This is a genomic window from Mesorhizobium sp. BR1-1-3 (assembly GCF_020165455.1).
Classification (GTDB): Bacteria; Pseudomonadota; Alphaproteobacteria; order Rhizobiales; family Rhizobiaceae; genus Mesorhizobium; species Mesorhizobium ciceri.
In genome coordinates, this window is the sequence record NZ_JAIUIC010000009.1 from 188,385 (window position 1) to 210,997 (window position 22,613).

Sequence of the window (22,613 nt, forward strand, 5' to 3'; positions counted from 1 at the left end):
GCCGCCAGGCGGCGTCTAACCTAGGACGTTCCATCCCGTGAGATTCCGACACATCGAGAGCGAGTTCTGTTCGTCTCTCTCATGCGAAATCTCTTAATCTTGTGTCCACAAATTTAGACACTCTTGTCTAAATCGTCAATCACCTCTATATAGTTTTTTATGAAGCTGCACGTTTCTCCTGACATTTTCCCGCCACGCGGTCATGAGGCCAAGCGCCTGTCGATCGTCGACTCCGCCGCCACCGTGTTTTGCCGCGAAGGTTTCGCCGGCGCCAATATCGACCTGATCGCCGCCGAAGCCGGCGTCTCGCGCCAGACCATCTACAACCATCACGGCGACAAGGAAAAACTGTTCGTCGCTGTGGTCCGTGATCTGACCGAACGTTGCAATGCCGGAATCTTCGCCACCATTGCCACCTTCCCCGATCAGCCGGGGGATCTCGAAGCCGACCTGATCGGCTTTGCGGTGCGCTTGAATCAGAATTGCATCTGCAACCGCGATGGAAAATTCCTGCGCAAGCTGATCCAGACCGAAGGCGAGCGCTATCCCGAACTGTTTGCCGAATGGCGCGAACAGGGACCGGGCAGGACATGGCCGGCAATCGCCGCCCGCTTCGCCCGCCTCGCCTATGGCGGCTATCTCACGATCGAGGACCCGGACGTGGCGGCACGCCAGTTCCTTGGCCTCGTCAATGCCGAACTGCAGACCACCTTCATGCTTGGCGGCTCGCCGCGCGAGGACGAGGTGCTGCAATCCGCGACCAATGGCGTGCGCACCTTCCTGCGCGCCTTCGGCAAGCGCCGCTCCGCGGCATCGTCCGAAAAGCAAAGCGCGCTCGCCAGCGCCTGAGCGATCAAATCGCTGGCAATAGTCTTCGCTTCCGCGCGAGGGTGATCTATATGCGGTTTACGCCGCGCTCAAGCTTGATTACAGCTATGCGGACGATTCAACGGAACCCGACCGCCACATGGCCGACGACCACATCCGCTACGACATTCTGGCCCAGGAGGCGTTGCGCGGCGTCATGCGCAAGGTCCTGGCCGAGGTCGCGCGCACCGGCCTCCCCGGCAACCACCACTTCTTCATCACCTTCCTGACCGGCGCGCCGGGCGTACGCGTGTCTTCGCGGCTGCGCGAGCGCTATCCCGAGCAGATGACCATCGTCATTCAGTTCCAGTATTGGGACCTGAAGGTGACCGATACCGGCTTCGAGGTTGGCCTGTCCTTCTCCGATGTGCCGGAAAAACTCGAAATCCCGTTCTCGGCCGTGCGCGGCTTCTATGATCCCTCGGTCAATTTCGAACTCGAATTCGACGTCAAGACGGATGGTGCGGCAGCCGATGAACCGGCTGCGCCAACTCCGGAGCCGTTGACCATCGTCTCCGAGAAAAAGCCGAAGGCCGAGAAGAAGGCCGCCGCGGAGGCGGAGAAGAAGCCCGCGGCCGCGGACGCCGCCACCAAGGGCGCCGAAGTGGTCTCGCTCGACGCCTTCCGCAAGAAATAGGCCGGCGACTTACGCCGTGGCCGAAATCGTCAATCTCCGCCAGGCCCGCAAGCAAAAGGCGCGGGATGAAAAGCTGCGCGCCGCCGAACAGAACCGCGCCCTGCACGGCCGCTCCAAGGCCGAAAAGGAACGCGATCGCGTCGCCGCCGACAAGAGCGAAAAATTCGTTGCCGGGCATCGTCGTGAAAAGCCCGGCGACCCCGGCCGTCAATGAGCCCGGTCGAAAAGCGTTCGGTGACCATTCGCGGCCACCGCACCAGCTACTCGCTTGAAAAGCCCTTTTATGACGACCTCGTCGCGATCGCGGCGACCAGAGAGCTGACGCTCGCTGCTCTTGTCGCCGAAGTCGACGAGACGCGGCCCCGCGACACCAACCTGTCCTCGGCGTTGAGGCTCCATGTGCTGGAGTGGGCGAAGCGAGGAGAGAGTATCTAAAGGCTTTCGACCGCGTCGTCCTTTTTCCTGCGTCTGGTGCCGAAGCCAAGCAAGGTCGAACGCTCGCGCTCCTCGGCCTGTTTCCTGGACCGCACGCGCATCAAATCCTTCCAGCCGACATAGCCGACCAGCAACGAGCCTTCGCGAGTGACGACGGGCAGATGGGAGACGTTGGCCATCAGCAGCTTGTCGGAGAGGCCTTCGAGATATTCGTCCGGATAGGCCAGCGTCACCTTGCTGCCGGCCAGCAACGCGCCAAGCGTGGTGGTGCGGTGCGTGCCGGCGCGTCTCCAGCGCAATATCGCCGGCGGATCGATGAGGCCCAGCACCTGACCGTTCTCGTCGACCACCGGGAAACTCGGATGCCGTGTTTCCGGCGCCGTCAGGAAGGCTGCTGCGCCATGCAGCGTCATCGTCGCCGGCACGCTTTCGACCTGCGACGTCATCACCTCGCGCACCCTGGTCAGGGCGAAAGGGTCGACACGGTATTCGCGAACCAGATGGTGTCCCCTTCTGGCGATCTTTTCGGTCAGGATCGAACGCTTCATCAGAAGCACGGTCACGGCATGCGCCGCGGCGCAGGCGGCAATCAGCGGCACCAGCATATGTGTGTTGCCGGTCAGTTCGACGGCGAAGAACGTGGCGGTCAGCGGCGCGCGCATCGTGCCGCCCATGGTGGCGGCCATTGCCAGCAGCGCCCAGAAACCCGGATCCGCGGCAGGCAGAACGCCGGCGAGCACAGCGCCCATAGCCCCGCCCATGATCAACAGCGGCGCCAGCACACCTCCCGACGTTCCCGAGCCGAGCGCTACCGACCAGATGATCGCCTTGACCACCAGCAGCAGGAGTGCCGCCGTCGCGACGGTGCGGCCATCCAGCATGTCGGTGATGTTGTCATAGCCGACACCGAGCGCGTGCGGTTCGATCAGCCCGCCTATGCCGACCACCAGGCCGCCAAGCATCGGCCACCACATCCAGTGGATCGGCAGCTTCTGAAAACCGTCCTCGCAGGCATAGACCATCTGCGTCAGCAGTCCCGACAGAAGTCCTGCACAAACGCCGATCGCCACCCAGCCGGCAAGGCCGACAAAAGACACCTCCATGCCGCCCTGAAACGGAAAGATCGGCCCGGGCAGATGCAGCATGGTGCGCTCGACCTCGGCGATAACAGCCGCGACCGCCACCGGAATGAAGCTGCGCGGGGTCCATTCGAATAGCAGCAGTTCGACCGCCAGCATGATGGCGGCGATCGGTGTTCCGAACACCGTGGTCATGCCCGCTGCCGCACCAGCCACCAGCAGGGTCTTGCGCTCGTTGTCGCTGACCGGCAGCATCTGCGCGATCAGCGAGCCGATCGCGCCGCCTGTCATGATGATCGGTCCTTCCGCGCCGAACGGTCCGCCGGAACCGATCGAGATCGCCGACGACAGCGGCTTCAGGATCGCCACCTTGGCGTCGAGTTTCGAGCGCCCGAGCAGGATCGCCTCGATGGCTTCGGGAATGCCGTGGCCGCGGATCTTCTCGCTGCCATAGCGCGCCATCAGGCCGATGATCAGCGCACCGATCACCGGAACGAGGACGGCGGCAAGCCCAAGCGGCGTGTTCTCGAGCTTCAGGTCGGCAAGCGAGAACTGGCCGAAATAGGCAATGTTGGTGGCAAGCCGGATCAGCTTCAAAAGCGCGATGCCGGCAAACAGCCCGGCTGTCGCCACCACCACGGCAATGGCGGCGACGAGCAGCACCCTGGGATCCGTGGTGAAATCGCGCAGGTGCTCCGGGTTCGAATGATGGGTCTTCATGGCAGTTGCTTCCTGGCGGCGGCCGTATGTCTGGGATGCGGCACGGTCGAAGCGGCCAGCCGGGTTTGTCGGTGGCTATGTATCGTAACACGATATAAATATTCAAGCCGGTTTCGCCCGAAATCCGTTTGAGCTTTCGCCGGAAAACGAACACATGTCTGATATGTCGCAGCCACGAGAACAACGTCCCGCCATCAGCCAGGCCGATTACCAGCGGCTGTCGGAGTTTCGCTACCTGATCCGCCGGTTCCTCGAATTCAGCCAGGTCCAGGCGGAAGACGCCGGCCTGACCCCGCGCCAGCATCAGGCGCTGCTGGCGATCAAGGGATTCCCCGGCGGCGGCCCGGTGACGGTTGGCGATCTCGCGGAACGCCTGCGCATCCGCCACCACAGCGCCGTCGAACTGGTCAACCGTCTCGGCGAGGCAGGGCTGGTCACAAGGGATCAGGACAAGGACGACCATCGCCGCGTGCTGCTGCAACTGACCGAGCGCGCCGACGATTGCCTGGCCGAGCTGTCGGCGGCGCATCTCGACGAACTGTCACGTATCGAACCGATGCTGCGGCGGCTGCTCGATCGAGACCACGGGTAATCGACTACTACTGCAGCGACTTCAGCAGATTGTCGATCGTGAACGGATTGGACTTCGGCTTGGCCGGCGGCGGATTGTCGTTGGCCTGCGGCAGCGGCGCCCGTTCCACCTTCGGAGGCTGCGCGGCCTTGCGTTCGGCTTCGAGCCTTGCCTTTTCCTGCGAGGCAATACGCATCGCCTCTTCCGCCTTCTGCCGCTCCTGCTCGGTCTGCGCCTTGGCGGCCTCGTCGGCGGCCTGCTTTTCGGCAGCCGCCTTCGCATCGGCCTTGGCTTTGGCATCTGCGTCCGCCTTGGCTTTCGCCTCCGCATCGGCCTGAGCCTTTGCGTCCGCCTCAGCCTGAGCCTGTGCATCCGCTTCGGCCTTGGCCTTGGCGTCAGCTTCGGCTTTGAGCCGCGCTGCTTCCTCCTGCCGGCGCAATTCCTCGGCCGCCTTGTCGCGAGCATCCTGCAGCGCAGCGTAATAGCGCACTTCGCGCCGCAGCCGCTGCTTCTCGAGCAGCGCGGCCTGCATCGCCTCGACGCGCTGCTGCTCCTTCTCCAGCGCGCGCTGGGTCAGGAACTGCGCCAGCGGCTCACTGTCGAATGCTCGTTTGACCGCGCCGAACGGCCCCTCGGCGGTGAAATTCACAACCGGCTCGGAGCCGACCAGCGCCTCGTCGCCAGGCTGATAAGTGATCGCACCCTTGGCCGACACCGTGGCCGCGTTGAGATCCGCCGTGATGTCGGCGGACAAGGTCGCCGCTGGATTTTCCAGGCTGACCGGCGGCGCCCGCAGCGTGCCGCCGGCAACCGTGAAGGCTATGTCGGCATCGCCAGCGGCAAAACTGCCATCAGCGGCGATCTCGGGCGCGAAGCCGGCGGTCTTGGCCGCATCGATGTCGCGCCCGATCGCATCCGCCTTGGCGAGGAACGCACTGAACGCATCTGGATTGAGGCCAGCAACTTTCACGCCCTTCAACGCCGCAGTTCCGGAGCCTGACAAGGCAGCCACCATCCCTTCGACCGATTTGCCGCTGCTTGACAGCGCCGTCGAGAAATCGCCGATGCCGCTGATGCCGGCATCCGGCAGCACGGTCGCCAGATCGGCGCCCGCCAGTTTCATCTGGCCAGAGAACAGCCCGGTGCCGTTGTTGTTCTTCAACTCGAATAGGCCGGTCAGCGCTCCGCCCAGCAACTTCGCCTTGAGATCCGAAACGCGGATGCCTTCCTGGTCGAGCTTGAGCGAAAAGGCGGCGTCATAGGCGGTGGCGAACCGGCCGGCGGCCAGTGCTGCCGTCGTCAGGTCGAGGTCGGCGGTGAATGGCAGGCTGGATTTCTGGCTGAACGGCGTCGCCGGCCACACGCCACCCTTGCCTGCCCGGTCTTTGGCTGCGCCCTCCTTGTCGGCAAGAAAGGCGGAGTCGCCGAACAGCGCCACCGCCAGGGGATCGAGGTCGAGTTCGTCGAGCGCCAGCGCCCCGGCCAGATGTGGCACGCCGTCCTTTACATCGATATTGACGTCGCCGGACACCGCCGCTTCGTTGATGGCGCCGCTGAGTTCGTCCAGCACCAGCAGGCCGTTGCCGTAGTCGCCCTGCGCGGCGAGCGACGTCGACATGCCCGCCCCCATGCCTGGCAGGCCGATGCCCGACGTCATCAGCCATGGCTCGATGTCGGCGGCATCGAGGCTGAGCTTGCCCTTGGCGGCGAGGCCTTGCTGCGTGTCGGCGATCGTTCCCTCGAAACCGGCCTTGAAGTCATTGCCGGCAAGGCTGAAATTCGTCGCCAGGCCGCCGCCAAACGTGCCCTTGGCCTGAATATCGGTGTTTGCCTCGCCCAGCATGCCGAGCGGCAGCGCCGGCAGGCCATAGAGCGCCAGCAGCGCGGTGGCATCGGGATTCTTGGCGTTGAAGGTCAGCGCCACCGGCGCTTCGAGAAGCTTGTCCACCGCCCCCTTCCCCGACAGCGACGCCGAAAAGGCCGAGCCGCCCGCCTTGCCTTGCCCGCTCACCGCCAGGCCTGTGGTGCCGTCGCCATTGTCGGCTGCACTCGCCACCAGGTCGATGCGCGCATCCTGGAACAGCTCGGGATAGGCAGCAGCACGGCTCGACAGTCCCCTGAGCACGGCACTGTCGGGATAGTGCTGGGCGGCGACATCGATCAGCGGCTTCAGATCGACGGCAACCACCGACGCATCGAGCTTGCCGGTCGGGCTCGCGGGGAAATCCTTGATCCGGCCCGTGGCGCTGATCGAGGCGCCGGCCAGCCCGCCCACCGAAAGCCGGTCGATTTCGAGCAGCCCGTCGCGCAGCCTGAGCGCCGTGTCGACCGTGTCGGCGGTCAACCCGCCGGCGTTGACCGGCCCGGCCTTGATCTGGAAATCGAGGTCGCGGTCGGCAAAGCGATTGGCGCCCTTGTCGCTGACGAAGATCGAGGCGAAGGCCGCCAGCCCGTCGACATCGAGATCACCGCCTTCAAGCCGCATCAGCACCGAGGGCTTGGCATCGTCGGGCTGGCTGGAATCGATGCGGCCGGAAAACTTCGCCTTGCCCAGGATCAGTTCGAGATCGCTGAAGGCCTGGCGCTTCTGCGAGAGGTCGACCTTGGCCTTGAAGCCGGCGGCCGGCAGGCGGCGGATCGCCTCGTCGACATCCTTCGACAGCCAGGCGGCAAAGCCGGAAGGTTGGGCCACGGCCAGCAGCAGCGAGCCGTTGAAGCCGAAATGACCCTCCAAATTGAGCACGAGCATGCCATCCGCTTCCAGCGTGGTGCGGCCGGGCAAGGTCGCGGCAAGCGATTTCACCGACCAGCCGCCATCGACCGGCTCGGCGGAAAGATGCACGTCGCGCACCGTGGTGTCGCCGACCACCACCGCCGGCAGCTTGACCTCGACCGTGCCGGGGATGGTCGGCTTCGGCATATCGAGCAGCGCTTGCTCGAACGCCGCGATGCGCTGGTCCAGCGTCAGGCCGGCGCCGGCTTCGGCGCCCACCGCCTCGTCGAACTGCACCTGCGCGCCATTGGCCTCGATGGCGAAACTCGGTTTCAGCCCGAGATCGACAGAAGCCTTGCCATCGGCGGTGTAGGGGTTGTCGAGCGGCCCGGTCTCGAAGCGGAATTCGTCGACCCCGAGTTTCTGGTGGTCGAGCGAAAATTTGCCGTTCAGCCGAAAGCCCGGATCGGGCTTACCGGCCGAGACTTTCACCGTCTCGCCATCGGTGCCGCGCAGCTCGGCGCTGTTCTTGTCGGCACCGGAAATCTTGAACTGGCCGGAGTAGACGGCGGCTCCATTGACGATGCCGGCATTGCCGTCGGTCTCGATGACCAGCGGATACGCGTCCGGATCGGCCTTCAGCCGAAACCGCATCTGTCCTGAGCCTTCGGCCTTGCCGGTGGACGCGGTGACCGCGGTGCGCAACCCGTCCAGCCGCAGCGTGCCGTCCATGCGCCATGGGCCGGCCAGCGACTTGGCCGAGACGGTCGAATTGATCTCGGAAAACAGATGGCTGCGCCCGCCAGCGGCATGGCGAACTTCGATCTGACCCTCCGTCACCGTCAGCTTCTCGATCGAGATCTGGCTGGGGTCGAAGGGCGAGGACGGCCGCATCGCCCAGTCGACCGTGCCGTCATTGGCGATATTGATGGTCGCTTTCGGCCGCACCAGCCGCATGTCGAAGATCAGCACTTCACCGCGCAGGAAGGGCGCCAGTTCCGCGTCCATTGAAAACGTCTCGACCGTCATGGCCGGCTGGCCGTTGGGGCCGCCGGCGACGGCGACATTCGAGAAGGTCACCGAGGGAAACGGCAACAGCCTTGCCGTGGCGTCGCCCTGCACGGTCACCTTACGGCCGAGAATGGCGCTCGCCTCGCGCTCGAAGTCGGCGCGGTAGCCGGTCCAGTCGATAAAATACGGCACCACCAGCGCCGCACACAGCACCAGCACGAACAGGCCACCGAAGATCACGAACAGGCGTGCGAGCATCAGCTCCGAACAGGTTGGTTGAATTTCCGCCGCACTCTACCCGCATCCGCGTGTCGATAAAGAGGCAATTCATCCAGTTGCGCGATCTCCGGTGATCTGAAACAAATCCCGGCGAAGCGGAGAAATCGGATGTCGGGCAAGAACTGGGATCGCGTGCCGATCGATGCGCAAAGTGTCGACGCTCCGCTGTCGCTTTCGGCGGTCTTTCTTGTCGTCGCCGTCGCCAGTGGGCAGAGCGCGCTCGCCAAGGTTGCCTCCGTGCTCGGCGGGCTCGACGATCTCGTCAAAAATGTCGGATTCCGCGACCTTTCCGGGCGGCTGTCGTGCATCGCCGGCATCGGCCGCGATCTCTGGGATCGTCTCTCTCCAGACCGGCGGCCGCTGGAACTGAAACCGTTCGCGCCGATCAAGGGTGCCGTTCATTCGGCGCCTTCGACCGCCGGCGATCTTCTCTTCCACATCCGCTCCGAGCGACCCGACATGTGCTTCGAGTTCGAGCGCATCCTGCTCGACAATCTCGGTGACGGCGTAAGCGTCATCGATGAGGTTTCCGGCTTTCGCTATTTCGATGCGCGCGACCTGCTCGGCTTCGTCGACGGGACCGCCAACCCGACCGGCCTCGACTTGCCCGCCTCTGCGCTTGTCGGCGATGAAGACGCCGACTTCGCCGGCGGCAGCTATGTCGTCGTCCAGAAATATCTCCACGACATGCAGGCCTGGGCGCGCATTCCGACGCCCGAGCAGGAAGCGATCATCGGCCGCACCAAGATCGACAACATCGAAATCGACGATGACGATGCGCCGCGCAAATCGCACAAGTCGCTGGCCACCATCGAGGATGCCGCCGGCAACGAGTACGACATTTTGCGCGACAACATGCCGTTCGGCAGGCCGGGGCAGAACGAGTTCGGCACCTACTTCATCGGCTATTCCAGATATCTTTGGGTCACCGAAAAAATGCTGCAGCGCATGTATGTCGGCGAGCCGCCGGGCGCCTACGACCGCCTGCTCGATTTCTCCACGCCGCACACCGGCACGACATTTTTCGCGCCAACCCGCCCCATGCTGCAGACGCTTGTCGAGGGCGGACAGGCGAAGCCTGCCGCACGGTAGGCAGGCGTCCTCAACGATTTCAGCCCGCGATCACCGCGAATTCAGCGTGCGTCGCGCTTTGCCTGTGCCACCTTGGCCGCCCTGCGCTGCCGGCCGAGTTCCATTGGCCGGACCAGATCCGGCGCCCTCTGGTTCGCCACCGGCCGCATACCCCTGCGCGCGGTGCGCGAGTTGAAGGCGGGGCCGTCCGATGCCGCCCCTTGCTTCATCACCAATGCCTTGCGCGCATTCTCGATCAGCGAAACGCTGGCGGCCAGTTGCCGGCGCCGCTCGGCCTCGCCATTCAGGCGCCGCATGGCCATGGCCAGCACCGCAAGCTTGAGCTGCGACCCGCCATCAGCCTTCGAAGGCGTAGCGCCCTTCGCCGCGCCCTTGCCCCGGATCTCACGCCGGCGGCGGTGTGCTTCGGTCTGCGCCTTGTCGCGCCGCTCCCGCAACAGCTTGACCAGGCCGGCAAGATCGGCGTCGGAGAGCTCCTGCACCGCCGGATGGTGAGACTTCTCCACCAGATCGTGTTCGTCGGCACTCAGCGCGCGCGCTTCTTCCTTGCGTGAAATCGCCATGGCATCCTCCTCCGCTGGCACGCCTGTTGGCTTCAGGCCCTGCTACCGGCCAAGCCTCGGCCCGAATGGTGGCGCGGTCAAGACTGGCCGCCTACGAACCTTGCGTCGGAAAATCGGTTAGTTTCCCGGCAAGATCTTGCCCGGGTTCATGATATCAAGCGGATCCAGCGCCTGCTTGATGGTGCGCATGATGTCGACGCCGTGGCCGAGCTCGTGGCGCAGGAAGCCGATCTTGCCCTGGCCGATGCCGTGCTCGCCGGTGCAGGTGCCGTCCATGGCGATGGCCCGCATGTTGAGCCGCGCGACGAATTTTTCCGACAGCGCGATCTCCTTGGGATCGTTCACATCCATCAGCACAAGCACGTGGAAATTGCCGTCGCCGGCATGGCCGACGATCGGCGCGATCAGGCCCATCTCGGCGATATCGGCCTCGGTTTCCATGACGCATTCGGCAAAGCGCGAGATCGGCACGCAGACATCGGTCGACAGCCCCTTGGCGCCGGGCCGCAGGGTCAGCGACGACCAGTAGGCGTCGTGCCTCGCCTTCCACAATTTGGTGCGCTCCTCGGCGACGCTGGTCCACAGGAACGGCCCGCCGCCATTCTCCTCCGCGATCATGCCGAAGGTCTCGGCCTGTTCGGCAACACCGGCATCGCTGCCATGGAACTCGACGAACAGGCACGGGCTTTCGGGATAGTCGAGCTTGGAATAATTCTTCATCGCCCGCATCTGCAAGGCGTTGACCAGTTCGATGCGCGCCACCGGGATGCCCATCTGGATCGTCGCGATAACCGCGTTGCAGGCCGCCTCGACGCTCGGAAACGGGCAGACGCCACCCGAAATCGCCTGCGGGATGCCTTGCAGCTTCAAGGTCAGCGACGTGATGATGCCGAGCGTGCCTTCCGAGCCGACCAGCAGCCGCGTCAGATCATAGCCGGCCGAGCTCTTTTTCGCCCGCTTGCCGGTCGTCACCGTTTCGCCGTCGGCCATGACGGCGGTCAGCGACAGCACGTTCTCGCGCATCGTGCCGTAGCGCACCGCGTTGGTGCCGGAGGCCCGCGTTGCGGCCATGCCGCCCAGCGAGGCATTGGCGCCGGGATCGATCGGAAAGAACAGGCCGGTGTCGCGCAGGTGCCGGTTCAAATCCTCGCGGGTGACGCCGGGTTCGACCGTGCAGTCGAGATCCTGTGGATTGACGGCCAGGATACGGTTCATGCGCGAGGTGTCGACCGATATGCCGCCGCCGGGTGCGTTGGTGTGACCCTCCAGCGAGGAACCGACGCCGAAGGCGATCACCGGCACGCGGTGCGCCGCACAGGCGCGCACGATCTCCTGCACCTCGGCCGTCGTCTCGGGGAACGCAACGCCATCCGGTGCCTGCGTCGGAATGTAGGTGGTGGTATGTGCATGCTGCGAGCGGATCGCCTGGCCGGTCTGGAATCGCTCGCCGAGCTGCTGCTTGAGGATGCCGAGCACCGCAGCGATGCCTTCCTCGTTGCGTTCGACCGGGTTGAGGTCGCTCAGAGCCATGAATTCCTCCGCGAATGGACCAGTGTCCACGCTTGTTATGCGATTATGGATGCGTAGTCTTACCCGCCACGCTCTGTCCAGCACCAGAACAAGGAAGTTTCGATGCCCATCCCCACTCCCTTCGTCTCGAAACCCATGGACATCGAGAAGGACTGGATCGACTACAACGGCCATCTCAACATGGCCTATTACAACGTGCTGTTCGACCGCTGCTCGGACGACGCCTTCGAGGCAATGGGCATGGGACCGAACTATGCCAGGGATCGCCGCCTCACCATCTACACCGCCGAAGTCCATGTCTGCTACGTGCAGGAGCTGCATCTCGAGCACAAGGTCACGGTCTCTTTCCAGCTCATCGACCATGACGACAAGCGGCTGCGGGCCTATCAGGAAATCCGCCATGTCGACGGCTGGCTGGCCGCGACTTCCGAATCGCTGTCGCTGCATGTCGACATGTCCGGGCCGAAGGTGGCGCCCTTCCCCGCCGATGTGCTGGCCAGGGTCGAAGACATGCGCGCCGCCCATTCGGCCCTGCCGATGCCGGAACGGGCCGGCCGCTCGATCGGCATCAAACGCAAATAGGGCGATGCCGACACGTCTCGTTTCCGGCTTCAAAGCCACACCGGCGATCTAAAATCGCAGAACCTTGCCATCGACCGGCGGCGGCGCTTGAAGCGGCGCGGCGCCCTCGTTAACCTTACCAAGGTTTTAACGGGAACAAGCCATTTGAGCCGTTGCGCGACTCAGCGGGCCGGTCGAAAACGATCTGCATCGAGGTAGCGACACGGGCGGCGCGGCGCCGGTTCGAGGAAAGTGCATGAAAACCGACATCAAGGTCGAGGTGGACAGGTTGGCTGCCGATCCGCGCATCACCGACTACGATTTCTGGCGCTCGCTCAAGAACGTCAACAATGAGATCTTCCACATCGCCAACAACAACGAGCCGATCCCGTTCGACATGATCCGCTGGCGCGCCATCCTGAAACAGGCGCGCATGAAGCGCGGCCACGCATAAGGTCCTCGAACGGAACAATCCCCGCAGGTCAAGCCTGGCGCCTCAACGCCGCCAGGGCCGAACGCGCCACCACCGGCGAGGACTGGATGATCGCCGTGTTGGTCATCGCGTAGGGAATGATGCGGTCGATCACCCGCTCGAGGTCGACCACCGACCCGACATGCGCCAGCGCGATGAAACAATCCTCTCCGGTTACGCGGTCGCATTGCACGATCTCCGGCAGTTCGCGGATGATCTCGGCCACGACGGCCAACTGCCCCGGCACTGGCCGGATGCGCAGCCATGCCGACAGCGGCAGGCCGAGTGCCGTCGGGTTGATCCTGACCGAATAGGCCTCGATGACGCCGCTTTCCTGCAGCCGCTTGATGCGCTCAGCCACACTCGGTGCCGACAGGCCCACCGAGCGTGCCAGCTCCGCCGTGCTGGTGCGCGCGTCCTTTTCCAGCAGGCGCAGGATCTTCATGTCGGCGGCATCGAGATCGGCGCTTTCAGTTCGAAGGCGCTTCATGGAAAACTCCTTTATTCCGGGAGAAAGATAGCCGAAAGAGCTAATCATCATCTATATAAATAGGCAAATCTGCCTGCGATACTGATCCGATGGATGATCAAACGCAAGCTCTCGCGGCGACCCCTGCCCCGGGCAACTTCACCCTGGGCAAGCTAACGGAAAAACTGCCGCCGCATGTCTGGTTCGGCGTCAGCGCCGTCTTCCACTATCTCGGGCCGGCCTTCGCCGTGCTGCTTTTCCCGCATGTCGGCGTGCTCGGCATGGCGTGGCTGCGCATCGCCACGGCAGCACTCATCTTCGCACCCCTGACCCGTCCATGGCGAAGCTTCGCACGCGCCGATGGCACGACGCGGCTGCTGTTGCTGGCCTTCGGCGCCTGTCTGGCGGTGATGAACTGTTCGTTCTACCTGGCGCTCGACCGACTGCCGATCTCGCTGGTGGCGGCGATCGAATTCGTCGGCATCATCGGCGTCGCGGCGATCGGCCTCAGGAGCACGCGCAATCTCGCCGCCCTTGCCATCGCCGTCGCCGGCACCTTGCTGCTCATCGATGTCAGATGGTCCGACGATCCCATCGGGCTGTTCTGGGCCATCCTCAACGGGGCGCTGTTTGTCGGTTACATCGTACTCGGCCATCGCGTCGCCGCTTCAGGCGCCGGCAGCGGCATCGCCGGCCTGGGTGCTGCCATGGCGATCGCCTTCATCGTCGTGCTGCCGATCGGCTTCACCGATGCGCTGCCGGCCTTTTTCTCACTGCCGCTGCTGCTCGCCGCCATCGGCGTCGGCATCTGCTCGTCGGTCATTCCTTACATCTGCGACCAGCTCGCCATGTCGCGGCTGCCACGCGCGAGCTTCGCGCTGATGCTGTCGCTGCTGCCGGTCACCGCGACGCTGATCGGCGTCGTCGTGCTGCGCCAGATTCCGGGTTTTATCGATTGCCTCGGCATTGCGCTGGTGGTCGCCGGCGTCGCCTTCCACAAGCCGGCATCGGCCGGCTAACTCCGGAGGCCTGATTCTCGGTACGAACTGCGACAGGAAGGCTCAAGATTGAACCAAATCGGCGTCTGATCCGTTGTCACCCGCGAAAATGGCTTGGAGTGACAGAATGGAATGGAAACGGACCAGGGAGCCTGCCGACGCATGGCACATGACGGACGATCTGCATGTCGAGCACGGCAAGGGCGATCCGTTCGCGGCGGCTATCCGCGCCACCCGCATGTCGATGATCATTACCGATCCCCGACAGCAGGACAATCCTATCGTGTTCGCCAATGACGCTTTCCTGCGACTGACCGGATATGAGCGTCATGAGGTTCTGGGCAGGAACTGCCGCTTCCTGCAGGGACCGAAGACCGACAAGGCCGCTGTCGAACAGATACGCGCGGCGATCGTGATTCCCGCCCCTCATCGCCCAGTCGGGCACTTTTCCCCGTCACTATGCGGGGAAAGGACACCGGTGAGGGGCGGCGCGACCTCTGAAAGATCGCGTTACCCTGTCGCCCCTACTTCGGCAGCGCGTAGGCCATCACATAGTCACCCGGCTTGGTGCCGACCGAACCGTGGCCGCCGGCGACGATGACCACGAACTGGCGGCCGTCGGCGACCGTATAGGTCATCGGCGTCGATTGCCCGCCGGCCGGCAGCCGCGCCTGCCACAGCTGCTTGCCCGATGTCAGGTCGTAGGCGCGCAGGTAGTCGTCGACTGCGGCCCCCAGGAAGGCGACGCCGCCAGCGGTGATCATCGGCCCGCCGATGCCCGGCACCCCGACTTTCAGCGGCAGCGGCAGCGGCGTCATGTCGTAGACGGTGCCATTGCGGTGCTTGTAGGCGATCTTGCCGGTCCTGAGATCGGCACCGGCGACATAGCCCCAGGGCGGCGCCTGGCAAGGAATGCCGAGCGGCGACAGGAACGGTCCCATCACCACCGCATAGGGCGCGCCCTCGTTGCGGTTCAGCCCCTGTTCGCTGCCCCGCCCTTCGTCCGGCGGCGGCACCTGATCGCGCGGGATCAACTGCGACTTGAACGCCAGATAGGTCGGCATGCCGAACAGCACCTGCCGGACCGGGTCGACGGCGACGCCACCCCAGTTGAAGGTGCCGAAATTGCCGGGGTAGATCAGCGAGCCCTGGACGGAAGGCGGCGTATAGCGACCCTCATAGCGCAGGCCCTGGAATTCGATCCGGCAGGCCAACTGGTCGAACATGGTGAGGCCCCACATGTCGGCGCCGGTCAGCGGCTTCGGCATGAAGGTGAGGTCGGAGACCGGCTGCGTCGGCGATGTGTGGTCGCCTTCGATCGCGCCGCCGGGCGCCGGCACTTCGCTGACCGCGATGACCGGCTCACCGGTGCGGCGGTCGAGCACATACAGATCGCCCTGCTTGGTCGGTCCGACCAGCGCCGGCACCACCGTGCCGTCGGGTTTGGTGATGTCGATCAGGCTCGGCTGCGCCGGTACGTCCATGTCCCAGAGATCGTGGTGCACGGTCTGCCGCACCCATCGGACCTGTCCGGTGTTGAGGTCGAGCGCGGTGATCGACGACGAGAACTTCTCGACATTGGCACTGCGCCCGGCGCCGAGCTGATCCGGCGTCTGGTTGCCGAGCGGCACGTAGAGCAGGCCGAGCTTCTCGTCGGCGCTCGGCGTCGACCACATATTGGGCGAGTTGGCGGTATAGGTCTGGCCGGCCGGCAGCGGCATCGTCTGGTCCGGATTGCCGGAATCCCAGTTCCACACCAGCCCGCCGGTGGCAGCGTCGTAGGCGCGGATGACGCCGGACGGCTCCTGTGTCGAATAATTGTCGTTGACCGCGCCGCCGACAATGATCTTGCCGCCTGAGATCAGCGGTGCCGAGGTCGAGTAATAATAGCCCGACTTCGGATAGGGCATGTTGGTCAGAAGGTTCAGCGTGCCGCCCTCGTCGAAAGCCGGACAGATCTGCCCGTTGGCGGCGTCGAGCGCGATCAGCCGCGCGTCCGAGGTCGGCAGGTAGACGCGGGTCGCACAGGGCTGCCCGGCGGCGCCGGCGGCATCGGCGTAATAGGCCACGCCGCGGCAGGTCTGGTGCTGGCGGTCCTTGTCGAGCTTGACCTTGGGATCGAAGCGCCATTTCTCCTTGCCGCTCGCGGCATCGATGGCGATGGCGAAATTATGCGGCGTGCAGATGTAGAGCGTGTCGCCGATCTTCAGCGGCGTCACCTGATAGGTGGTCTCGCCGACATCGTCCGGTCCCTTCACGTCCCCGGTCTGGTAGGTCCAGGCAGGCTGCAGCTTGGCGACATTGTCCGGTGTGATCTGGTCGAGCGGCGAGTAGCGCTGGCCGAACTGCGTGCGGCCGTAATAATGCCACTCGCCGGCCGGCACGTCATTGCCGAGATTGGCGTTGGCGACCACCTTGTCGGTGCCGAGTTCGCCGGCAATGTCCTTCGGATCTGAAGTCATCGAATAACCGGCGACGGCCAGTGATGCCAGCACGGCAAGGATCAGCGGCGCGCGTGCGTCAGGGCCGACAAGACCCCGTCTCGCCCACGGCGTCAGCAGCCACAAAGCGAGAAGCACGATGACGCCGCCGCGAGGCCCGAGTTCCCACCAGTCGAAGCCGGTTTCCCAGACCGCCCAGGCCAGCGTGCCGAGCACGATCGCCGCGTAGAGCCACAGTGCGGTGGACCGGCGCCGGTAGAGCAGCCAGGCGGCGATCAGGAAGGCAAGGCCAGCAACGACATAGTACCAGCTGCCGCCCAGCATCGCCAGGCGGATGCCGCCGCCGCCGAGTGCCAGGCCGATGAGGAAAAGAATGAGGGAGGTGATGGTGACAGCCAAGATGATACTCCTTCGACTGTTGCGCTTTGCCACGCCAAGGACAGCCCGATGTCCCGTTCCTGCCCTGCGCACAGCTTTCTCCTGCCCGCCCCGCCTGTCAAGCTGGCCCACACGCCAAGGTGGCAATTCATCTTGCCTGCGGTCGGCTTATCGAGCAGTCTCCGTCGCAGCATCACCGTGGAGTAGACCGAGTCATGCCCTTCGTCTTTCCGCCATGGATGCGCATTGCCGGCGCGCTGTTCGGCTTCGTCGTGCTTATGGCTGGCAGTCAACCCGCGCCGGCACAAACGCTCGAGGAGATCAACAAGGCAAGCGGCTTCCACGAGATGCTGGCCGGCCTCGGCCCAAGCATAGTCGCCGGCATCAAATCCGTGCCGGGGCCAGAAAAAGTCAAGGAAGCCTTGTCCGCCGCCGCTGAAGGCGCTTTTGACGCTGACAGGATGGAGAAAGCCGTAGAGGCGCGGATGACGGGCCGATTGCAGCCCGTCGATCTCACCGATCTGGCTGCTTTCTTCGATTCACCATTGGGCAGGCGGGTCACAGCCCTGGAGATCCAAGCGTCCGATCCGCAAGCCGTGGGGCGCAAGAAGATCGAAGGTCCGAAAATCCTTGGAGGACTTCAGGCGGGAGATCCGGCACGGCTCGCGTTGTACCGGAAAATCGTCGACGATACCAGCGCCGTGGACATGGCTGAAGCGATCGCATTGAACATGGGCTATGCGATGGTTTCGGGAATGCTCGCGGCAGCCGGGCAGCCTTTATCGGATCAGCAGATAATGGTGCTGGTGCATAAGCAGGCCGGCAACCTTCGTGAAAAAGCCGAAAAGGGGATCATGGAAGGAAATGCTTTCGCCTATCGTGACTTGTCGCTCGACGATCTCAGGCTTTACGCGGCATTTCTCGCGTCCCCTGCGGGCAGCCATTACTACGACCGGATGCAGACGGCACTCGGCGCCGTGATGACCGATGAGGCGCGTTCGTTAGGGCAGCGATTTTTCGTCGCTCTCGGCTACCGCAAGGCCTGAACAGCCCATACATCCTTGCCGCTAGCACTTTAGCGGAACAAAACGTAGACAGTTCTGGTCTTTCGCCACCGAATCACTACATTCGGGGGCGATGTCCGGCTTTTCCGAAGACATGCCCTTTTTCGACGAACCCAATGCGCGGCCCTCGGCCCCGTCGGGTATCGCCGCGCGCGCCATGGCTGCCCGCAGCGGACACAACAACGCACCCGACTATCTGAAGGGCCTCAACCCGGAGCAGCGGCTAGCTGTTGAAACAACGGAGGGCCCGGTTCTGGTGTTGGCCGGCGCCGGCACCGGCAAGACCCGCGTGCTCACCACCCGCATCGCCCACATCCTCGCCACCGGCAAGGCGTTTCCGTCGCAGATCCTCGCGGTGACCTTCACCAACAAGGCCGCGCGCGAGATGAAGATCCGCATCGGTATCCTGATCGGCGAAGGCAATGTAGAGGGCATGCCGTGGCTCGGCACCTTCCATTCGATTGGAGTGAAGCTGCTTCGCAGACATGCCGAACTCGCCGGTTTGCGCTCCGACTTCACCATCCTCGACACCGACGACGTCGTGCGGCTGATCAAGCAGTTGATCCAGGCCGAGGGGCTGGACGACAAGCGCTGGCCGGCCAAGCAGTTCGCCCAGATGGTCGACGGCTGGAAGAACAAGGGGCAAGGCCCCGCCGACATCGCCGAGGGCGACGCGCGCGCCTTCGCCAACGGCAAGGGCCGCGAACTCTACAAGGCCTATCAGGAGCGGCTGAAGACGCTGAACGCCTGCGATTTCGGCGACCTGCTCTGCCACCCGATCCGCATCTTCCGCGCCAATCCGGACGTGCTGAAGGAATACCATAAGCGCTTCAAGTACATCCTTGTCGACGAGTACCAGGACACCAACACCGCCCAGTACATGTGGCTGCGGCTGTTGGCGCAAAGGCCTCAAGGCAAGCCGATCTCCCCCCTTGAGGGGGAGATTGGGCGCTCTTCGGCCGAAACCCGCGCCACCGTAAACATCTGCTGCGTCGGCGATGACGACCAATCCATCTATGGCTGGCGCGGCGCCGAGGTCGACAACATCCTGCGTTTCGACAAGGATTTCCCCGGCGCCACCATCATCCGGCTGGAGCGCAACTACCGCTCGACCGCGCACATCCTTGGTGCCGCCTCCCACCTCATCGCTCACAATGAGGGCCGCTTCGGCAAGACGCTGTTCACGGATCGCAACGATCCCGAGGATGGCAAGGTCAATGTCCACGCCGCCTGGGATTCCGAAGAAGAAGCCCGCGCCATCGGTGAGACCATCGAGGCCTATCAGCGCCAGAAGCACAATCTCAACGACATGGCTATTCTTGTCCGTGCATCCTTCCAGATGCGGGCCTTCGAGGATCGCTTCATCACACTCGGCCTCAACTACCGCGTCATCGGTGGCCCGCGCTTCTACGAGCGCCTGGAAATCCGCGACGCCATGGCTTTCTTCCGTGTCGTCGCGCAAGGCGCCGACGACCTCGCTTTCGAACGCATCGTCAATGTGCCCAAGCGCGGCTTGGGCGAAGCCACCATCCGCCAGATCCACGACACCGCCCGTGCGCTGCGCATCCCTATGCTGGAGGCCGCCGCCAAGCTCGCCGAAAGCGACGAGTTGAAGCCGAAGCCGCGCGCCGCCTTGCGCGAAGTGGCGGCCAATTTCGAGCGCTGGCAGAAGGCGCTGGAAACCACGCCGCACACCGAACTCGCCGAGACCATTCTCGAAGAGAGCGGCTACACGGACATGTGGAAGAACGACCGCTCGGTGGAAGCCCCCGGCCGGCTGGAGAACCTGAAAGAGCTGATCCGCTCGATGGAGGAGTACGAATCGCTGCGCTCCTTCCTCGAGCACGTCGCGCTGGTCATGGACGCCGAACAGAATGCCGGGCTCGACGCCGTCTCGATCATGACGCTGCATTCGGCCAAGGGCCTCGAATTCGAGACCGTGTTCCTGCCCGGCTGGGAGGAAGGCCTGTTCCCGCATCAGCGCGCGCTCGACGAAGGCGGCCGCTCCGGGCTGGAGGAAGAGCGCCGCCTCGCCTATGTCGGCCTGACGCGGGCCAAGAAGAACCTGCATATCTGGTTTGTCTCCAACCGCCAGATCCATGGCCTATGGCAGTCGACGATCCCGTCGCGTTTCCTCGAGGAATTGCCGAACGCCCATGTCGAGGTCGCTGAAAGCGGCAACTCCTACGGCGGCTACGGCAATTCCTATGGCGGCGGTTCCTTTGCCTCCGGCCGCGGCGGCCAGGGCGCAGGACGGCAGAACCCCTATGGCGCCTCGCGCTTCGACAATGTCGGCGCCGACAGCGAAAAATCCGGCGCCTTCTCCAACACCTATGCGACGCCGGGCTGGCAGCGGGCGCAGGCCAACCGCACCGAGGCGACCGACCGCAACTGGGGCTCGCGCTCGGGCCATCAGGTCGAGCGCATCGGCTACGGCGAGACGGACAGCGGCTACGGCGCCGGCCGCACCTCGGTCAAGGGCCGCACCATCGACGGCGAGCTGGTCGCCAAATCCGTCTCCGACAAGCCGTCCGCCTTCAACGTCGGCGACCGTGTCTTCCACCAGAAATTCGGCAACGGCAACATCTCGGCCATCGAAGGCAACAAGCTGACCATCGACTTCGACAAAGCCGGCCAGAAACGCGTGCTGGATGGATTTGTGGCTGCGGTGTGAAGATGGCGTTTTCCCCGCGGAAGCCTCACCTTCGTCATCCACGGGCGAAGCAAGGAGGGTAGCGACGCGGCGCAGACCCGTGGATGACGAAGTGATTGATGTCTACGCCGATCGTCAAGGCATGCGGTCCGCCAACGAAACAGCCCCTCACCGATACCGCGCCTGATTCCACTTATGACCGAGCAGCGACAGGATGATGATCAGCCCGTTGAAGAACTGCACATAGAAACCGCTCAATCCCGCCGCCACGACGCCGGTCTGGATGAAGGACACGGTAACCGCGCCGATGGCGCCGCCGACGACAGTGCCGATGCCGCCCCAGGTCGGCGTGCCGCCGACGAACACCGAGGCCAGCACCGGCAGGAGATAGCCGTCACCGGCGGTCGGCCACCAGGTGAAGTTGATCATCACCGAGAAGGTGCCGGCGATCGCCGCACCGATGCCGACGAAGACGAACACTTTCACCCGCACGCGCTTGACGTCGATGCCCATCTGCTGGGCGCTGTCGGGATTGTCACCCACCACCCTCACCTGCGCGCCGAAACGATGGCGGTTATAGAGCATCGCCGACAGCACGACGAAGCCGATGGCCCAGAAGATCTGCACCGGAATGCCCAGGAGCTGGCTGGAGAAGATCGTGTAGGCCCAGCTGTCGCTGAGGCTGGTCAGCGCCATCGACTTGCCCTCGTTGATGATCTGGATCAGGCCGCGCAACAGGAAATTCATGCCCAGCGTGGCGATCAACGACGACAGCCCGCCATAGACGACCAGCGAGCCTACGAGGAAGCCGAGCAGCATGCCGGTGACGAGTGCCGCGGCGATGCCGAGAAACGGATCGTAACCGGCCTGCACGACCAGCGCGAAGACCCATGAGGCGAAGCCCATCGTTGCCGGAAACGACAGGTCGATCTCGCCGCAGGTGACGACGAAGACCAGCGGCACCACCACGAACAGCGCAACGGGGAGCGTCGTCAGCACCGAACGGTAGAGATACCAGGTGGTGAAAACGGTCGGGTTGGCGATCAGGAACACCGTCATCATGACGATGAACACGGCGAGCGTGCCGAGCGCGGCACGGTTGTCGAGGATGAAGCCGCGCATCCAGTGATCGGATGGGTGTTTCCACTCTTTCTGGGCACTGGGGCGTGGAATGCCGGCGGACGGCTCGTGCAGGTCGGGCTCCATGGTCTTGCTCATCGTGCTCTCTGCTCCGCGTCGCCGGCATCGTGCAGCCCGGCCAATCCGCCGGGATGCGCAACCTCTTCCATGAAGTTGATGAGATCTTCGGCCGACTTGACCTCGCTGCGGTCGGTCGTCAGTGCGATCCTGCCGCGATCCAGCACCACGAAGCGGTCGGCGATGTCGAAGACATGATGGATGTTGTGGCCGATGAACAGGATCGAGCGGCCGCTCGCCCGCACCTGGCGCACGAAATGGAATACCTTGGCGGTTTCGGTCAGCGACAGCGCCGTCGTCGGTTCGTCGAGGACGATCAGCTCGGCCTGCTTGTAGATGGCGCGGGCGATCGCCACGCCCTGGCGTTCGCCGCCCGAAAGCTGGCCGACGATCGACTGCGGCGTGAACACTTTCGAGGTGAAGCCGATCTCGCGCATCAGCCGGCTTGCCTCCTCGATCTCCTTGTTGACCCTGAGAAAGCCCAAGAAGCCGGTCAGCTCGCGGCCCATGAAGATGTTGCGAACGATGGTCTGCTGCACGGCCAGCGCCCGGTCCTGGAACACCGTCTCGATGCCGGCTTCGCGGGAACGCGCCGCGCTCCACCCGGTCACCGGCTTGCCACGCACGAGGATTTCGCCGCTGGTCGGCTTGACCACGCCCGAGAGGATCTTGATCAGCGTCGACTTGCCGGCGCCATTGTCACCGAGCAGGCCGACCACCTCGCCGCGGTCGACGCTGAGATTGACCCCACCCAGCGCATAGACCTGGCCATAGGACTTGCTGATGTCGCGCAGTTCGATGAGGCGTTCGGCCATCGGATCCTCGCTTTCATTGTCTCGTGCCGGCGGCGTCGCCAGCGGTCCCGCCGGCCGGGGCCTGAGAT

At 64.2% G+C, this 22,613-nt stretch carries 19 protein-coding genes and 1 pseudogene; 12 read left to right on the plus strand and 8 right to left on the minus strand.

What is annotated here, in order from left to right; translation table 11 throughout:
* Nucleotides 1-159: 159 nt before the first annotated feature.
* From LB559_RS20965 to LB559_RS20980, 4 genes are all read left to right on the plus strand, one after another.
* On the plus strand, nt 160-849 hold the full coding sequence (locus LB559_RS20965; protein WP_013531017.1) for a TetR/AcrR family transcriptional regulator: 690 nt from the start codon (nt 160-162) through the stop codon (nt 847-849).
* Nucleotides 850-967: 118 nt separating this feature from the next.
* Nucleotides 968-1,504: an SspB family protein gene (locus tag LB559_RS20970; protein ID WP_013531016.1), complete on the plus strand. Its 537-nt coding sequence runs from the start codon at nt 968-970 to the stop codon at nt 1,502-1,504.
* A 16-nt stretch (nt 1,505-1,520) separates the two neighbouring features.
* Entirely contained in the window at nt 1,521-1,718 is a 198-nt protein-coding gene (locus LB559_RS20975) for a DUF4169 family protein (RefSeq protein ID WP_024501426.1), read from the plus strand.
* On the plus strand, nt 1,715-1,939 hold the full coding sequence (locus LB559_RS20980; RefSeq protein ID WP_013531014.1) for a ribbon-helix-helix domain-containing protein: 225 nt from the start codon (nt 1,715-1,717) through the stop codon (nt 1,937-1,939). The genes LB559_RS20975 and LB559_RS20980 overlap by 4 nt, the downstream gene beginning before the upstream one ends.
* Here the strand turns inward: LB559_RS20980 and LB559_RS20985 are convergent.
* Nucleotides 1,936-3,738 (minus strand): chloride channel protein, encoded by a 1,803-nt coding sequence (locus LB559_RS20985; protein ID WP_013531013.1) that lies wholly within the window; start codon nt 3,736-3,738, stop codon nt 1,936-1,938. The two genes, LB559_RS20980 and LB559_RS20985, sit on opposite strands and share 4 nt — an antisense overlap.
* A gap of 154 nt (nt 3,739-3,892) precedes the next feature.
* Between LB559_RS20985 and LB559_RS20990 the strand changes: the two genes are divergently transcribed.
* The gene (locus LB559_RS20990; protein ID WP_224674886.1) at nt 3,893-4,330 is read left to right on the plus strand and encodes a MarR family winged helix-turn-helix transcriptional regulator; all 438 of its coding nucleotides are present in this window, start codon (nt 3,893-3,895) and stop codon (nt 4,328-4,330) included.
* A gap of 7 nt (nt 4,331-4,337) precedes the next feature.
* On the opposite strand, the gene LB559_RS20995 is transcribed toward LB559_RS20990, so the two are convergent.
* Nucleotides 4,338-8,291, minus strand: a complete 3,954-nt coding sequence (locus LB559_RS20995) for an AsmA family protein (protein WP_224674887.1) — start codon at nt 8,289-8,291, stop codon at nt 4,338-4,340.
* A gap of 129 nt (nt 8,292-8,420) precedes the next feature.
* Here LB559_RS20995 and LB559_RS21000 point away from each other — a divergent pair, with 129 nt between their 5' ends.
* Nucleotides 8,421-9,404, plus strand: coding sequence for a Dyp-type peroxidase (locus tag LB559_RS21000; protein ID WP_224674888.1), 984 nt, complete (start codon nt 8,421-8,423; stop codon nt 9,402-9,404).
* A gap of 41 nt (nt 9,405-9,445) precedes the next feature.
* Here the strand turns inward: LB559_RS21000 and LB559_RS21005 are convergent, their stop codons facing one another.
* Together LB559_RS21005 and LB559_RS21010 are read right to left on the minus strand one after the other, a co-directional pair.
* A complete protein-coding gene (locus LB559_RS21005; RefSeq protein WP_013531009.1) occupies nt 9,446-9,967 on the minus strand; it encodes a hypothetical protein in 522 nt (173 codons plus the stop codon).
* A gap of 117 nt (nt 9,968-10,084) precedes the next feature.
* Entirely contained in the window at nt 10,085-11,497 is a 1,413-nt protein-coding gene (locus LB559_RS21010) for an FAD-binding oxidoreductase (protein ID WP_013531008.1), read from the minus strand.
* A 102-nt stretch (nt 11,498-11,599) separates the two neighbouring features.
* On the opposite strand from LB559_RS21010, the gene LB559_RS21015 reads away from it, so the two are divergent.
* Entirely contained in the window at nt 11,600-12,079 is a 480-nt protein-coding gene (locus LB559_RS21015; RefSeq protein ID WP_013531007.1) for a thioesterase family protein, read from the plus strand.
* 235 nt (nt 12,080-12,314) lie between these two features.
* The gene (locus LB559_RS21020; protein ID WP_013531006.1) at nt 12,315-12,512 is read left to right on the plus strand and encodes a hypothetical protein; all 198 of its coding nucleotides are present in this window, start codon (nt 12,315-12,317) and stop codon (nt 12,510-12,512) included.
* Between the two features lie 28 nt (nt 12,513-12,540).
* Here the strand turns inward: LB559_RS21020 and LB559_RS21025 are convergent, their stop codons facing one another.
* On the minus strand, nt 12,541-13,020 hold the full coding sequence (locus tag LB559_RS21025; RefSeq protein ID WP_013531005.1) for an Lrp/AsnC family transcriptional regulator: 480 nt from the start codon (nt 13,018-13,020) through the stop codon (nt 12,541-12,543).
* A gap of 89 nt (nt 13,021-13,109) precedes the next feature.
* Between LB559_RS21025 and LB559_RS21030 the strand changes: the two genes are divergently transcribed.
* Together LB559_RS21030 and LB559_RS21035 are read left to right on the plus strand one after the other, a co-directional pair.
* The gene (locus LB559_RS21030; RefSeq protein WP_013531004.1) at nt 13,110-14,018 is read left to right on the plus strand and encodes an EamA family transporter; all 909 of its coding nucleotides are present in this window, start codon (nt 13,110-13,112) and stop codon (nt 14,016-14,018) included.
* Between the two features lie 106 nt (nt 14,019-14,124).
* A pseudogene (locus LB559_RS21035) lies at nt 14,125-14,409 on the plus strand (PAS domain-containing protein); the annotation flags it as partial.
* A gap of 112 nt (nt 14,410-14,521) precedes the next feature.
* Here LB559_RS21035 and LB559_RS21040 read toward each other — a convergent pair.
* Entirely contained in the window at nt 14,522-16,837 is a 2,316-nt protein-coding gene (locus LB559_RS21040; protein ID WP_224674889.1) for a glucose/quinate/shikimate family membrane-bound PQQ-dependent dehydrogenase, read from the minus strand.
* 194 nt (nt 16,838-17,031) lie between these two features.
* Here LB559_RS21040 and LB559_RS21045 point away from each other — a divergent pair, with 194 nt between their 5' ends.
* Both LB559_RS21045 and LB559_RS21050 read left to right on the plus strand, forming a co-directional pair.
* Nucleotides 17,032-17,862, plus strand: a complete 831-nt coding sequence (locus tag LB559_RS21045) for a hypothetical protein (protein ID WP_224674890.1) — start codon at nt 17,032-17,034, stop codon at nt 17,860-17,862.
* Nucleotides 17,863-17,953: 91 nt separating this feature from the next.
* Entirely contained in the window at nt 17,954-20,554 is a 2,601-nt protein-coding gene (locus LB559_RS21050; RefSeq protein ID WP_224674891.1) for an ATP-dependent helicase, read from the plus strand.
* A 147-nt stretch (nt 20,555-20,701) separates the two neighbouring features.
* Here the strand turns inward: LB559_RS21050 and LB559_RS21055 are convergent, their stop codons facing one another.
* Together LB559_RS21055 and LB559_RS21060 are read right to left on the minus strand one after the other, a co-directional pair.
* Complete coding sequence (locus tag LB559_RS21055) at nt 20,702-21,751, minus strand: ABC transporter permease (protein WP_024501438.1); 1,050 nt, start codon at nt 21,749-21,751, stop codon at nt 20,702-20,704.
* Entirely contained in the window at nt 21,748-22,545 is a 798-nt protein-coding gene (locus LB559_RS21060; RefSeq protein ID WP_127369457.1) for an ATP-binding cassette domain-containing protein, read from the minus strand. The genes LB559_RS21055 and LB559_RS21060 overlap by 4 nt, the downstream gene beginning before the upstream one ends.
* Between the last annotated feature and the right edge of the window lie 68 nt (nt 22,546-22,613).

What these genes read in the sequence shown, in the direction of transcription:
- LB559_RS21055 (WP_024501438.1), bottom strand. Translation starts at nt 21,751, where the DNA reads ATGAGCAAGACCATGGAGCCCGACCTGCACGAGCCGTCCGCCGGCATT.
- LB559_RS21000 (WP_224674888.1), top strand. Translation starts at nt 8,421, where the DNA reads ATGTCGGGCAAGAACTGGGATCGCGTGCCGATCGATGCGCAAAGTGTC.
- LB559_RS21020 (WP_013531006.1), top strand. Translation starts at nt 12,315, where the DNA reads ATGAAAACCGACATCAAGGTCGAGGTGGACAGGTTGGCTGCCGATCCG.
- LB559_RS21015 (WP_013531007.1), top strand. Translation starts at nt 11,600, where the DNA reads ATGCCCATCCCCACTCCCTTCGTCTCGAAACCCATGGACATCGAGAAG.
- LB559_RS20970 (WP_013531016.1), top strand. Translation starts at nt 968, where the DNA reads ATGGCCGACGACCACATCCGCTACGACATTCTGGCCCAGGAGGCGTTG.
- LB559_RS20995 (WP_224674887.1), bottom strand. Translation starts at nt 8,291, where the DNA reads ATGCTCGCACGCCTGTTCGTGATCTTCGGTGGCCTGTTCGTGCTGGTG.
- LB559_RS20985 (WP_013531013.1), bottom strand. Translation starts at nt 3,738, where the DNA reads ATGAAGACCCATCATTCGAACCCGGAGCACCTGCGCGATTTCACCACG.
- LB559_RS21010 (WP_013531008.1), bottom strand. Translation starts at nt 11,497, where the DNA reads ATGGCTCTGAGCGACCTCAACCCGGTCGAACGCAACGAGGAAGGCATC.
- LB559_RS21045 (WP_224674890.1), top strand. Translation starts at nt 17,032, where the DNA reads ATGCCCTTCGTCTTTCCGCCATGGATGCGCATTGCCGGCGCGCTGTTC.
- LB559_RS21005 (WP_013531009.1), bottom strand. Translation starts at nt 9,967, where the DNA reads ATGGCGATTTCACGCAAGGAAGAAGCGCGCGCGCTGAGTGCCGACGAA.
- LB559_RS21050 (WP_224674891.1), top strand. Translation starts at nt 17,954, where the DNA reads ATGTCCGGCTTTTCCGAAGACATGCCCTTTTTCGACGAACCCAATGCG.
- LB559_RS20965 (WP_013531017.1), top strand. Translation starts at nt 160, where the DNA reads ATGAAGCTGCACGTTTCTCCTGACATTTTCCCGCCACGCGGTCATGAG.
- LB559_RS21060 (WP_127369457.1), bottom strand. Translation starts at nt 22,545, where the DNA reads ATGGCCGAACGCCTCATCGAACTGCGCGACATCAGCAAGTCCTATGGC.
- LB559_RS21025 (WP_013531005.1), bottom strand. Translation starts at nt 13,020, where the DNA reads ATGAAGCGCCTTCGAACTGAAAGCGCCGATCTCGATGCCGCCGACATG.
- LB559_RS20990 (WP_224674886.1), top strand. Translation starts at nt 3,893, where the DNA reads ATGTCTGATATGTCGCAGCCACGAGAACAACGTCCCGCCATCAGCCAG.
- LB559_RS21030 (WP_013531004.1), top strand. Translation starts at nt 13,110, where the DNA reads ATGGATGATCAAACGCAAGCTCTCGCGGCGACCCCTGCCCCGGGCAAC.
- LB559_RS20980 (WP_013531014.1), top strand. Translation starts at nt 1,715, where the DNA reads ATGAGCCCGGTCGAAAAGCGTTCGGTGACCATTCGCGGCCACCGCACC.